Annotated in this window: 10 protein-coding genes and 3 tRNA genes; 8 read left to right on the top strand and 5 right to left on the bottom strand. The window is 72.4% G+C overall.

From position 1 onward, the window contains the following. The first annotated feature begins 6 nt into the window (after positions 1 to 6). Positions 7 to 1,671: a GAF domain-containing protein gene (locus ACIBI4_RS26790; RefSeq protein WP_399206602.1), complete on the top strand. Its 1,665-nt coding sequence runs from the start codon at positions 7 to 9 to the stop codon at positions 1,669 to 1,671. 29 nt (positions 1,672 to 1,700) lie between these two features. On the opposite strand, the gene ACIBI4_RS26785 is transcribed toward ACIBI4_RS26790, so the two are convergent. Continuing rightward, entirely contained in the window at positions 1,701 to 2,561 is an 861-nt protein-coding gene (locus tag ACIBI4_RS26785; RefSeq protein ID WP_399206601.1) for a maleylpyruvate isomerase N-terminal domain-containing protein, read from the bottom strand. 197 nt (positions 2,562 to 2,758) lie between these two features. Here ACIBI4_RS26785 and ACIBI4_RS26780 point away from each other — a divergent pair, with 197 nt between their 5' ends. From ACIBI4_RS26780 to ACIBI4_RS26765, 4 genes are read left to right on the top strand one after another with little or no spacing between them, the layout of a single operon-like run. Beyond that, a complete protein-coding gene (locus ACIBI4_RS26780; RefSeq protein ID WP_399206600.1) occupies positions 2,759 to 3,856 on the top strand; it encodes a class I SAM-dependent methyltransferase in 1,098 nt (365 codons plus the stop codon). Positions 3,857 to 3,872: 16 nt separating this feature from the next. Continuing rightward, positions 3,873 to 6,212, top strand: coding sequence for an FHA domain-containing protein (locus ACIBI4_RS26775; protein ID WP_399206599.1), 2,340 nt, complete (start codon positions 3,873 to 3,875; stop codon positions 6,210 to 6,212). Between the two features lie 18 nt (positions 6,213 to 6,230). Further along, positions 6,231 to 6,776, top strand: a complete 546-nt coding sequence (locus tag ACIBI4_RS26770; protein ID WP_399206598.1) for a hypothetical protein — start codon at positions 6,231 to 6,233, stop codon at positions 6,774 to 6,776. Then, a complete protein-coding gene (locus ACIBI4_RS26765) occupies positions 6,766 to 7,734 on the top strand; it encodes a serine/threonine-protein kinase (protein ID WP_399206597.1) in 969 nt (322 codons plus the stop codon). The genes ACIBI4_RS26770 and ACIBI4_RS26765 overlap by 11 nt, the downstream gene beginning before the upstream one ends. A gap of 17 nt (positions 7,735 to 7,751) precedes the next feature. Here the strand turns inward: ACIBI4_RS26765 and ACIBI4_RS26760 are convergent, their stop codons facing one another. Beyond that, positions 7,752 to 9,014 (bottom strand): streptophobe family protein, encoded by a 1,263-nt coding sequence (locus tag ACIBI4_RS26760; protein WP_399206596.1) that lies wholly within the window; start codon positions 9,012 to 9,014, stop codon positions 7,752 to 7,754. Between the two features lie 220 nt (positions 9,015 to 9,234). On the opposite strand from ACIBI4_RS26760, the gene ACIBI4_RS26755 reads away from it, so the two are divergent. Beyond that, positions 9,235 to 10,425 carry a DUF6777 domain-containing protein gene (locus ACIBI4_RS26755; protein WP_399206595.1) on the top strand — a complete coding sequence of 397 codons (1,191 nt, stop codon included), beginning with the start codon at positions 9,235 to 9,237 and terminating at the stop codon, positions 10,423 to 10,425. 64 nt (positions 10,426 to 10,489) lie between these two features. Here ACIBI4_RS26755 and ACIBI4_RS26750 read toward each other — a convergent pair. The 3 genes from ACIBI4_RS26750 to ACIBI4_RS26740 all read right to left on the bottom strand — a co-directional run bounded on the left by ACIBI4_RS26750 (position 10,490) and on the right by ACIBI4_RS26740 (position 10,914). Continuing rightward, a tRNA-Ile gene (locus ACIBI4_RS26750) sits at positions 10,490 to 10,563 on the bottom strand. Between the two features lie 200 nt (positions 10,564 to 10,763). Then, positions 10,764 to 10,836 (bottom strand) — tRNA-Asn (locus tag ACIBI4_RS26745). A gap of 5 nt (positions 10,837 to 10,841) precedes the next feature. Next, positions 10,842 to 10,914 (bottom strand) — tRNA-Asn (locus ACIBI4_RS26740). Positions 10,915 to 11,064: 150 nt separating this feature from the next. Here ACIBI4_RS26740 and ACIBI4_RS26735 point away from each other — a divergent pair. Beyond that, entirely contained in the window at positions 11,065 to 11,367 is a 303-nt protein-coding gene (locus tag ACIBI4_RS26735) for a YtxH domain-containing protein (RefSeq protein WP_399206594.1), read from the top strand. Between the two features lie 54 nt (positions 11,368 to 11,421). Further along, positions 11,422 to 12,876 (top strand): FGGY family carbohydrate kinase, encoded by a 1,455-nt coding sequence (locus ACIBI4_RS26730; RefSeq protein ID WP_399206593.1) that lies wholly within the window; start codon positions 11,422 to 11,424, stop codon positions 12,874 to 12,876. Positions 12,877 to 13,019 lie beyond the last annotated feature (143 nt).

The following is a 13,019-nucleotide window of genomic DNA, read 5'->3' as shown; positions in this document are numbered from 1 at the left end:
ACGGGGATGACGGCCGAGGACGACGGCTCTGCGGGCCCGGGCTCCGGCGGGGCGGGTGACCCGGCCGGGACCTCGGTCGAGCCCCTCCTCGAAGCGGTCCTCAGCGTCGGCGCCGACCTCGAACTCCGCTCCACGCTGCAGCACATCGTGGACGCGGCGACCCGGATCACCGACGCGCGGTACGGGGCGCTCGGCGTCGTCGACCCCGAACAGGACCGGCTGACCGAGCTGTTCACGTGCGGCATCGACGACGAGACCCGCGCCGGCATCAAGGAGCTCCCGCACGTCGACCGCGGCGTGCTCGGCGCCCTGGCCGCCCACGGAGGCCCGCTGCGGCTCGACGACCTGAGCAAGCACCCCGCGTCGAGCGGCGTCCCGGACGGGCATCCGCCGATGAAGACGTTCCTGGGCGTCCCCGTCCTCGTACGCGACGAGATCTTCGGCAACCTCTATCTGACCGAGAAGCGCGGCGGCGGCCCCTTCACGCTCGGCGACGAGCAGGCCATCCGGATCCTCGCCGCCCAGGCCGGTATCGCGATCGGCAACGCCCGGCTGTTCGAGAACGCCCGGCAGCGGGAGCGCTGGATCGAGGGCTCGGCCACCGTGACCACCTCGCTGCTCGGCGGCGACACCCCCGACGACGCCCTGATGGTGGTCGCCGAACAGGCCCGCAGGCTCGCCGACGCCGTGGCCGGAGTGATCCTGCAGCCCACCCACGAGGGCGGCATGGAGATCGTCACGGCCTCCACGCACAGCGACCCCGGCGACCTCGTCGGCACCGTGATCCACCCGGGCAGCGCGGTGCTCGCCCAGCTCCTCGGCGGTGAGCCGGTGTTCGTCGAGGACTCGGCGACCGACGCCCGGATGACCACCGCGGTCAGCCGGCGCTTCGGACCGAGCATGCTGCTTCCGCTGCAGAGCGACGGCCGGCTGATCGGCACCCTCGCCCTGCCCCGCGCCCGCGGCGCCCGCCGCTACACGGCCCTCGAGCGGCTGCTCGCGGCGCAGTTCGCGCACCAGGCCGCGCTCGCGCTCGTCCTCGCGGACGCCCGCGTCAGCCGCGCGAGGCTCGCGGTCTTCGAGGACCGCGACCGGATCGCGCGCGATCTGCACGACCTCGTCATCCAGCGGCTCTTCGCGACCGGGATGATGCTGGAGTCCGCGCAGCGCCGCGCCCAGGTGAGCGAGGTGCAGGGAACGATCGGCAAGGCGGTGGACGAGCTGGAGTCCACGATCCAGGAGGTCCGTACGGCGATCTTCGCGCTCCAGCAGCCGCCCGCCGACGCCCCGACGACCTTCCGCGGCAAGGTGCTGCGCGAGGCGGCGGGCGCGGCGGCCGCGACCGGCGTCACCCCTTCGGCGCACTTCAACGGGCCCGTGGAGGCACGGGTCGGTGAACGCAACGCCGGCCATCTCCTCGCGGCCCTGCGCCGCGCCCTGGCCGAGGCGTCCCGCCGCCCGGGGATCTCCCGCATCGACATCACGGTCGACTGCGAGACCACCCTCCCGGACGGACGCCCGGCGGTCCGCCTCACGGTCTCGGACGACGGCGAACGGGACGCGGAGTCGTCGCCCGGTGCCGACGGCACGGACGACACAGGCGGCACAGACGGCACAGGCGACACGGACGGCACAGGCGGCACGACGACTACGTGGCAGGCGCCGCTCTGACGGTCGCTGCGGCGAATCGCCCAGCGCCCCTACGGAGCCCCGATCAACTGCCCGAGCCTGGACGCGAGCCAGGGCTTACGGCCGCCGGCGCGCATCTTCCCCGTGAGCGCGGCCTTCCAGGGTGCCGTCCGCTCGAACGACACCAGCAGGAACGCCACGGGATCCGCCGTGATCCGGCAGTCGTAGCGTCGCGGCCCCGCGTCCCGTACGACCGTCGCGGCGCCGTCCTCGATCTCCACGGCGAGCCGCGGTCCGCCCTTGACGGCGAGGTCGAACGCGATGCGCACGCCGCGCGCCTGCTCCGCGTTCACGGTCATCGGCATCATCGCCGGCATCACCTGCCCGAGCACGAGCCGCGCGTGATCCGGCTCGATCGGCCACGGCACCTTCGCTCCGCGCGCGAAGTCGAGCCCGTGCACCAGGCTCTCGCTGAGCATCAGCCCTGTCACGGTCCCGAGGTCGAGCGTCACACCGGACCCGTACCACGGCGTGCTGACCGGCGTCTCGGGCGCCATCCCTTCCGTGGCCTGCAGGAACGCCTCACCTCGCTGCCGCAGCAGCTCCCCGAGCCCCTCCCGCTCCCCGGGCCCGACGAGCTGCACGGACGCGGCGTTCAGCACGGCGATCCGTTCGGCGAGCGGCGCGTTCTCGTCCTTCGGCAGCACCAGATCCCAGGGCACGCTCTCCCCGGTGAACCCGGCCCCGCAGGCCAGATACACGGCGGCCAGATGCGCCCCGACGTCCCCGACGGACCACCCGGGCAGCCCGGACCGCACGCTCGGATCCGGCGCCTCCCGCACCATCCGGGCCACGCGCCCGACGACATCCCCCAGCGCGGCCCGCGCCCGCGCATGCTCAACAGCCGGATCAACCCGCACGACGGCCCCCATCGCTCTCCCCCTCAACACGGCGGACGGCCCCGAACGTTACCGCTCGGTAGCGAGGGCGCACAGAGTTTCTCCGCAACCGACGGCAACCCCGGCCACGTACGCCCCGCGTATCATGAGGGAACAACGACATCCCTGGCCGGACCGCGGCTCGGCGTCCCCCTGTCCCCTCTCCGACCCCTGACGGGAAGGAGAAGGCGATGACCACGGACACTGTCGACCTCGCGCGGCAGGAGGAGTTCGCGGGCCGGATGGTGCAGGTGCTGAACGACGGCTGCCTCGGCTACCTGTGCAGCATCGGCCACCGCACCGGCCTCTTCGACACCCTGGCGGAGCTGCCCCCGTCCACCAGCACCGAGATCGCCACGGCCACCGGCCTGAACGAACGGTATGTACGGGAGTGGCTGGGCGGGATGACCGCCGGCGGCATCACCGAGTACGAACCCGGTGCAGGCACGTACCGGCTCCCGCCCGAGCACGCGGCCACCCTCACCCGCGCCGCCGGACCCGACAACCTGGCATCGTTCATGCAGTACATGGCACTCATCGGCAACGTCGAGGACGAGGTCCTCGACGCGTTCCGCAAGGGTGGCGGCGTCCCGTACTCCTCGTACCCGCGCTTCCAGGAGCTCCAGGCCGAGGAGACCGCGCGGGTGTACGACACCGCCCTGACCGACGCGATCGTCCCGCTCGTCCCCGGCCTCACCGAGCGGCTGCGCGAAGGCATCGACGCCCTGGACATCGGCACCGGGCAGGGGCACGCCGTCAATCTGCTGGCGCAGGCCTTCCCGAACAGCAGGTTCCGCGGCCTGGACATGTCGGAGACGGGCATCGCGGCGGCCCGGGAGGAGGCCGAGCGCCTGGGTCTGGCCAACGCCCACTTCGACCTGGCCGACAGCGCCGGCCTGACCGGCTCCTACGACCTGATCACCGCCTTCGACGTCATCCACGACCTGGCCCGGCCCGCCGAGACCCTCGACGCGGTCGCGGCCGCGCTGCGGGACGGCGGCACGTTCCTGATGGGCGACATCGACGCCTCCAGCAAGCTGGAGGAGAACCTCGACCTCGCCCTCGGCCCCGTGCTCTACACGTTCTCCGTCTTCTACTGCATGACGGTCTCCCTAGGCGAGGGCGGCGCCGGACTCGGCACCGTCTGGGGCCGCCAGACCGCCCAACGCATGCTGAACCAGGCCGGGTTCACCGACGTCTCGTTCCGCCACGTCGAGGGCGACATCCTCAACGTGTACTACGTGGCCCGGAAGACACCGGCCCCCGCGCCAGGCGAACAAACGGGCTAATCGCTAGAATTGCGACATGGCGGAGCGGCCCCTCGCGCCGACAGCGCCCGAAGTCGTCCTGGAGACCGAGGCGGGCTCCACGGTGATGAGCCCGGGCCACGAGTACCACGTCGGCCGCGATCCACTGAGCGACATCGTCATCGACGATGCCCGGGTCTCGTGGCACCACGCGGTGCTACGGACCGAGGACGGCCACTGGACCCTGGAGGACGAGCACAGCACCAACGGCACGTTCGCCGACGGCCACCGGGTGCACACCTGGGACGTCGGCCCCGGCTCCGAGATCCGCTTCGGCAGCGTGGCCGACGGCCCCCGCGCCACCCTGCTCGGGCCCCCCGAGCCCGCCCCCGAGCGCCCCTCCGCCGTCTCCATGCCCGCGCTCACCGGCACGTTCCGGCAGCCCACGACCGTACGGCCGCTGCCCACCGCCACCGTCAGGATCGGCCGCGCCCCGGACAACGACCTGATCGTCGACGACCTCGTCGTCTCCCGCAGGCACGCCGAGCTGCGCGCCCTGCCGGACGGCACGTACGAGATCGTCGACCTCGGCAGCCACAACGGCACCTTCCTCAACGGCCTGCCCGTGACCCGCGCCCCGCTCCGCGAGGGCGACATCGTCGGCATCGGCCACTCCGCGTTCTCCCTGGTCGGCGACCAATTGCAGGAGTACGTCGACACCGGCGAGGTCTCCCTCGACGTGCAGGACCTCGGCGTCACCGTCGACCGTGGCCGTAAGACCCTGCTCGACCAGGTGTCGTTCCCGGTCGGCGAGAAGTGCCTGCTCGCGGTGGTCGGCCCGAGCGGCGCCGGCAAGTCCACGCTGCTCAACGCCCTGACCGGACAGCGCCCCGCCGACCGCGGCACCGTCCTGTACGACGGGCGCGACCTCTACCGCGACTACGCCGAGCTGCGCCAGCGCATCGGCCTCGTACCGCAGGACGACATCCTGCACGCCCAGCTGACCGTCCGCAGCGCCCTGTCGTACGCCGCCGAACTCCGCTTCCCGCAGGACACCGCGAAGGCCGAGCGCCGCGCCCGGGTCGACGAGGTGATCCGCGAACTCGGCCTGGAACAGCGCGCGGGCCAGCCCGTGCACAGCCTCTCCGGCGGTCAGCGCAAGCGCGTCAGCGTGGCCCTCGAACTGCTCACCAAACCGTCGCTGCTCTTCCTCGACGAGCCCACCTCGGGCCTCGACCCGGGCATGGACCGCTCCGTGATGCACATGCTGCGCGGCCTCGCCGACGACGGCCGCACGGTCATCGTCGTCACCCACAGCGTCCTCAGCCTCGACGTCTGCGACCGGCTCCTGGTGCTCGCGCCCGGCGGCCGGATCGCCTACTACGGGCCGCCCGACGAAGCCCTCGGCTTCTTCGGCTACGAGCAGTGGCCGGAGGCCTTCGAGGCGTTCGAGCGGGACACCGCACGCGACTGGGCGACGGAGTTCGGCGGCTCGCCCCTGCACCGCAGGTACATCGCCGACGCGAGCGCGCAGCCCCGCCTCGACGGCACGGACCGGCGCACCGTGGCCCCACCGCCACGGCCCCGCAGCAACGGCGCCCAACTGCGCACCCTGATCCGCCGGTACACCGCCGCGCTCAGCGCCGACCGCACCTTCCTGGTCATCATGATCGCGCTGCCGTTCGTGATGGGCGCCATGGCCCGCGCCCTGGCCGGCAGCAAGCTCACGCAGGAGACGGCGATGAACGCGCTCCTGATCCTCTGCGTCGGCGGCGTCCTCACCGGCGCGGCCAACGCCGTGCGCGAACTCGTCAAGGAACGCGTCATCTACCGGCGGGAACGGGCCGTCGGCCTGTCCAGATCGGCGTACCTGCTGTCGAAGGTCGTCGTACTCGGGACCATCACCGTCCTCCAGGCGATCGTGCTCACCCTGGTCGGCCTGGCCGGCGTCGACCTCGACGCACCGGGCGGCGAAGGCGTGTTGATGCCCCCGCTCGTCGAGATCACGGTCGCCGTGGCGCTGCTCTCGTTCACCGCGATGATGCTCGGCCTCCTCGTATCGGCCCTGGTGCGCAAGGAAGAGGTGACGATGCCGCTGCTCGTGCTGCTCGCCATCGTCCAAGTGGTGTTCTGCGGCGCCCTGTTGAAACTCGACGGCGTGCCCGGCCTGGAGCAGCTCTCCTGGCTCGTGCCCTCCCGCTGGGCGCTCGGCGCCATGGCCGGCACCGTCGGCCTGGCCCGGATCGTCCCCGGCGAACTGACCGCCGACCCGCTGTTCCAGCACTCGGCGAGCGTGTGGCTCCTGAACATCGGCATGCTGCTCGTGCTCTCGGCCGTCTTCGGATACGTGGTGTCCCGGCTCCTTCGCCGGCACGAACCCGTCGTGATGCGGAAGTAGCGGAAGCAGGCGCCCCCGATGACGACCCCCGACTTCCGGCCCACCCACGTCGTCCCGCAGCACGGGATGCCCGCCTGGGAGGAGCCCGACCCGGCCCGGCCCACGGCCCCCCTCGACCCGCTCCTGCCGGTCCAGCTCGTCGAGCGGCGCGGCGACTGGGGACGGATCCGCTGCGCCAACGGCTGGTCGGCCTGGGTCGACGGCCGCCACCTCGTCACCGTACCCCTGGACCCGCCGCCGCCCGGCGGCCCGTTCACCCCCGAGGACGACCCGCGCCCGCTGCTCGCGCGGGCCGAGCGTGCCCTCGGGCATTACCGCACCGCGGTCGAGGAGCACGCGTCCGGCGCCCTGGACGGCGAGACTTTCCGCAGCCGTACGCGCGGGCTGCGCATCGGGGTCGTCGTCGACGGCGAGCAGGTGTGGCTCTACGACGTCGAGCGCGCCCGGTGGGTCCACTCCGACGGCACAGGGGCCGGGACGTACGCCACGGACGACGGGCCCCGCGTCGCCGCCGAGTCCCCCGGCCACGAACCGACGCAGGTCGTGAGCCCCGATGGCCCCTGACCCGAGCGGCTCCGCCGGCCGGTCGTCCGAGATGATCGGCCGGCAGCTCGCGGGCTACCGCATCGAGGGCGAGATCGGCCGCGGCGGCATGGCGGTGGTCTACCGCGCCCTCGACCTGCGTCTGGAACGCACCGTCGCGCTCAAGCTGCTCGCCCCGGAACTCGCCCGCAACGACACCTTCCGGCGCCGCTTCACCCACGAGTCCCGGGCGGCTGCCGCGATCGACCACCCGCACATCGTCCCGGTCTTCGAGGCGGGCGAGACCGACGGCGTCCTGTACATCGCGATGCGCTACGTGTCCGGCAGCGACCTGCGCCATCTCCTGGACGGGCAGGGCCGGTTGGAGCCCGCGACGGTGCTGCGGGTCGCCGCGCAGATCGCCTCCGCGCTCGACGCGGCGCACGAGCACGGCCTCGTCCACCGGGACGTGAAGCCCGGCAACATCCTCATCTCCCGAGGCACCGACAGCGACCACCCCGAGCACGCGTACCTCACCGACTTCGGCCTGACGAAGAAGTCGCTCTCCCTGACCGGCTTCACGACCGTCGGCCAGTTCGTCGGCACCCTCGACTACGTGTCGCCGGAACAGATCTCCGGCAAGCCGGTCGACGGACGGTGCGATGTGTACGGCTTCGCCTGCGTCGTCTACGAGTGCCTGGCCGCCCGCCCGCCGTTCCAACGGGACGACGACATGGCGCTGCTCTGGGCCCACCAGTACGACGAGCCGACGCCGCTGACCGAGACCCGACCGGACCTCGCCCCGCAGGTCGACGCGGTGTTCACCAAGGCCCTGGCCAAGAGCCCTGACGACCGGTACGACTCCTGCCTCGGCTTCGTCGCCGCCCTGCGCGCGGCCGTGCACGGCGGCCAGGAGTCGGGGCACCCGCCGACCGAGGTCGGGCTGCGCGTGCCGATGCCGCCCGGGTGGGCGGTCCCGGTCCTCGGCAAACCTGCCTGAGCGGTATCCGGCGGCACCTACGGGATGTCGCCCCGTCGCCGTACCGGACGGGCCAGGAGAGCCCCGAGGAAGCCGGTGACCAGGCCCCACAGCAGTGCGAGCCCAAGCGCCGACCACAGCTCGGGCACCAACGACAGCTCGCCGCCCAGGTCGCCGCCGAGGTCGCCGATGCCGAGTACGGAGAGCCCGAAGTGCGCGGTGATCCGGCCGGCCAGGCAGATCATGAGCACCGTCAGGACAAGGGCGACCGCCATGTGCACGGCGTGCTGCCAGGCCCGCATCTGGCGCGGCGAGCGGGCCGCGAGCACGAACCCGGCGGCGAGCAGCATCAGGGCGGCGACCACCACGAGCCACCACACCCGGCCGTCCTGCTCGGCGAGCGTGCGCACGTTGAGCGTGGACACGTCCGGGCCGCGCAGCACCTCGTCGAGCACATGCGGCATGGGCAGTCCGAAGGGCCCTTCCACCTGGCCGTTCCAGGTCGCCCCGAGGCCGAGCGTGAGCGAGAGCCAGACGAGGTTGGGCAGCCCGAGCAGCACCACCGCGAACGTCTCCGCCGCGTGCCCGCGCGTCACGGCGACGATGACGGCGATGACGACGCCGAGGGCCACGTACGCGAGCAGCAGACCGACCATGGCGTACGCGGCCGGGCGCACCGACTCCTGGAAGCGCAGCAGCTTCGGCGGCAGCGGCGCGCCGCGCGAGACGAGCAGCGCGAGCACGAGCACACCGGCCGCCCACAGCGCCCCCCACAGGAGCGTCAGCGGAATGTCGGCCTCGAAGCCGATCTTCGGCGATACTCCGAACTCCTCGCCGATATCGCTGAGTTGGCTGTCCCCGAGGGTGAGCGAGAAGGTCTGCCGGGCGGCCAGCGAGAAGCCGGTGAGGGCGAGCAGCCACAGCCCGAGCAACCCACCGGCCCAGCCCGCGAGTTCGCGCGTACCGGCCACCGCGCGGTGCCGCAGCGGCCGCAGGAATCCGGCGGCGAGGACGAGGGCGCCGACGAGGGTGACCGACAGCGGGATCACGCTGAGCCCGGCCGAAGTGTCCGCGAGCCCACCGGCGTTGCCGGACATTTCGACGGTGCCGCCGACGGCGGTGACGACAGTCGCCGCGACGACCCGGGGGAACGCCCCGTCCGGCAACCCGGCCGCACCGGCCGCCCACAGTCCGAGCGCGGCCGTCACGACCATCGCGAACAGCGCGGCGAGCACCGTCACCACGGCCTGGGGCCAGCCGTGCCGGGCGCCGGCCTGGTCGGTGTCGGTACGAGGGCTCACACTGCCACGCTAAGCAGGACCGGCACGCCTCGCCCGCCGAGCGGCTTCGGCTTGCGGGCGGCTCCGGCTTGCGGGCGGCTCCGGCTTGCGGGCGGTGCCTGTCCGGGGCACACAATGAGGGGATTGCGGCCGTGCCGGGGGTGGCCGCAAGGATCCGGACCACGCACCCGCAGTACGCATCGGCGGTACGCATCGCAGTACCGCGTCGGAAGAAGGCGTCGTGAGCGTCGAACCTCCGCCCTCAGGCCGCCCGACAGCCCCGGCCGCAGAACCGCCCACAGGACCTCCGTCGGGACCGTTGTCGGGCCCTTCGCAGCCACCCACGGGACCGCCCTCCCAGCCGCCGGGCAGTTCCGGCGGCTCCGGCGGTTCGGGCGGTTCGGGCGGCTCCGGCGGGACACCCGGGCCGCCGGAACCACCGGAGCCGCCAGGCCCGCCCGAGCCCCACCGGCAGTGGTGGCGGTCGGCGCCCCGTATCGCCGTGGTGACGACGGCGGTGGTGGCAGCCGTGGTCCTCGCCGTCGTCCTGACCAGCCCCGACGACGGCTCGGGCGGCACAGCCAAGGGCAGCGAGGTCTTCCTGCAGTCCGCCGCGAAGACGGGCCCCGACCCCTTCACGGAGTCCACGGCGAAGGAGAGCTCCGCCCCACCGATCTCACCCTCGCCCGACCAGTCGGCCCCCGCGAACACGGTGCGCGGCGTCGACGGCGGTGCGCCCGGCCTGTACGGCGGTACCCGCAACGTCGCCGCCTGCGATGTGGAGAAGCAGATCAAGACGCTCCAGGCGGCCCCGGACAAGAACAAGGCGTTCGCCTCGGTAGCGGGTGTCGCTCCGTCCGCGGTCCCCGGTCACCTGCGCTCGCTCACTCCGGTGCAGTTGCGCGTGGACACCCGCGTCACCAACCACGGCTTCCGCGACGGCGCCGCGACCGGCTACCAGGCGGTGCTGCAGACCGGCACCGCCGTCCTGGTCGACGACCGCGGCGTACCCAGGGTCCGCTGCGCCTGCGGCAACCCGCTGACCCCGCCGGTCGCCCAGCGCACCACCCCCCGGCGGACCGGCGACTCGTGGCCGTCGTACAACCCCTCGAACGTGGTGGTCGTCGCACCGTCGACGACGGTCGTCAACGTCTTCGTGATGTTCGACCCCGACCAGGACGACTGGTTCACCCGCGTCCCCGGCGACACGGGCACGAAGGACGAGAAGACGACCGCACCGGCCACCCCCACCCCGTCCCCGAGCACCAGCACGCCGACGCCGAGCGAATCGTCCACCTGCGGCGACGACTCCACGTCGTGCCCGCCGAGTTCGACACCGCCGACCTCCGAGCCCCCGAGCTCCGAGCCGCCTCCTTCGGAGCCCTCGCCACCGTCGGAGCCCCCGCCGAGCAGCGCCTCCGCGGCTCCGTAACGCAGAAAAGCGGCCTGACACGCACGGAGAAACGTTTCCGCAGGTCAGGCCGCTTTTTGCAGGGTGGGGCGGGTGGGACTCGAACCCACGGCCGACGGATTATGAGTCCGCTGCTCTAACCGGCTGAGCTACCGCCCCTTAGCGGCGTGTCGCGTACACATGTACGCGCCGTCTGCCGCAGCATAGCCGGTCATACGATCTCCCGCGTCGGATGGCCCGCTCTGCCCAAGTGCCTGGTCCGGCTGCGGACGACGGTCCACATCTGCACAGGACTTGGATCCTTCGCGCCCGGTTCCCCCGGACATGAAAAAGGACCCGCAAGGGGTCCTCTTCCGCTGCTCTCCCGACTGGACTCGAACCAGTAACCTGCCGGTTAACAGCCGGCTGCTCTGCCAATTGAGCTACAGGAGATCGAGCTCCCCCGACTGGACTCGAACCAGTAACCTGCCGGTTAACAGCCGGCTGCTCTGCCAATTGAGCTACAGGGGAATGCATCGTCTGCAACAAGCTCACCTACCTGGGTGTTCCCTGGGCGGCGTGTGCTCGCTGCGACACATACATTAGCGCAAGCAGGGGGGTGCTCCGCCAATCGGTTCCGGGTAGGGGCGCAGCACCGGACGCTACGAAAGGGTGGCAGCCATGCGTTACAAGCTCACGTTCGTCGCCGGACTGGCCCTCGGCTACGTGATCGGCACCCGTGCGGGCCGCGAGCGTTACGAGCAGATGAAGAAGTCGGCTCGCCAGTTCGCGCAGAATCCCGCGGTGCGCAACACCGTCGAGTCCGCGGCCCAGACCGGCCGCGATGTGGCGGGCAAGGCCTTCGCCTCGGTGAGCGAGAAGGTCGGCGACAAGATGCCGGACTCGGTGGCGGACCGGGTGCGGTCCCTGCGCGAGAAGTCGGCGAACGGCGCCGATGACGACTGGGGCACCAGCAACACATAGCCGAGCCCCTCCGGGGCGGAGCCCCATGCCTCGCGTAGGGCAAAATCGTGAGGCATGGGGATAGTCGCCGGGCTGGACAGCTCTTCCGAGTTCACACGCATCGTGGTCTGCGACACCGACACCGGTGCCGTGGTCAGGCAGGGCTATGCCCCGCATCCACTGGACAGCGCCGGCGGCAAGCCGTCCGATGTCGATCCGCAGGCCTGGCTGCTCAGCCTCGGCGACGCGGCGACCGGCGGGCTGCTCGAAGGGGTGCAGGCCATCGGGGTCTCCGCCCAGCAGAACGCCCTGGTCGCGCTGGACGCGCAGGGCAACACCGTGCGGCCCGCACAGGTCGGCGGTGACAAGCGGGCGCAGGTGGCCGCCGCGGATCTGATCGACGGGTTCGGCGGCCGGCACGCCTGGGCCGAGGCCGTGGGCTGTGTGCCGCAGGCCCAGCACCCCGTGACGAAGCTGCGCTGGCTGGCGCGTACGGAGCCCGAGAACGCCCAGCGTGTCGCCACCGTCATGCAGGCGCACGACTGGCTGGTGTGGCAGCTCCTGGGGCGGCCCGCGCGCCGGACCGCGGATCGCGGCGGCGCTTCCGGTACGGGGTACTGGTCGGCCGCGACCTCCTCGTACCGCCCGGATCTCGTGGAGCTCGCGCTCGGGCATCAGGCCGCGCTGCCCGAGGTGCTCGGTCCGGCGGAGGCCGCGGGGACGACGCCCGAGGGGCTGCTGATCTCGGCCGGTACGGGCGAGACGATGGCCGCCGCGTTCGGTCTGGGGATCGGGGTCGGGGACGCCGTGGTGTCGCTCGGCGCGTCCGGTTCGGTGATGGCCGTGCATCACGAGGCGCTGGTGGATCCCAGCGGAATGATCACCTCGCTCGCCGACGCGACCGGGATGCACCTTCCGGTGGTGCACACGCTCAATGCCGTACGGGCCCTGCGGGGGACGGCCGATCTGCTGTCCACCGATCTGGAGGGGCTCAGCGAACTGGCGCTGAAGTCGACTCCGGGGGCGCACGGTCTGGTGCTGCTGCCGTATCTGGAGGGCGAGAAGACGCCGCACCTGCCGCACACCGCCGGGTCGCTGCACGGGCTGCGGCGCGAGTCGATGAAGCCGGAGCATCTGGCACGGGCCGCGTTCGAGGGCATGCTGTGCTCGCTCGCGGACGCGCTCGGGGTGCTGCGGGCGCGCGGTGTGGAGGTGCGGCGGGTGTTCCTGCTCGGGGCGGCCGCCGAGCTGCCGGCGGTGCAGGCGGCGGCGCCGATGCTGTTCGGCGCGCAGGTCGTGGTGCCGCAGCCCGCGGACTACGCGGCGCTGGGCGCGGCCCGGCAGGCCGCCTGGGCGCTCGGGGTGCGGCAGGGCACGCTGCATCCGTCCGCTCCCCCGGCCTGGCAGGGTGCGGCGACGCAGGTCTTCGAGCCGGGCGAGGATCTCGCCGTGGGGCAGGCGCTGCGCCAGCAGTACACGGCGGTGCGGGAGCAGACCCATCCGGGTGCGTTCGGGCCGGGCGGAGTCTGAGCGGCGGTCGGGCCGGGTCCGGGGCCAGGCCACGGGGGTACGGCCCGGTTTCTTGACCCGGGCTTGGGAAAAACGGTTGAGCTCCAGCCGGTGGAGTGTCGCAGGATGGCGGGGACTGAAACGTTGCCTCCGGCTACTGCGAT

The organism is Streptomyces sp. NPDC050418 (assembly GCF_044458745.1).
GTDB lineage: Bacteria > Actinomycetota > Actinomycetes > Streptomycetales > Streptomycetaceae > Streptomyces.
This window is presented reverse-complemented; position numbering and strand designations above follow the sequence as displayed.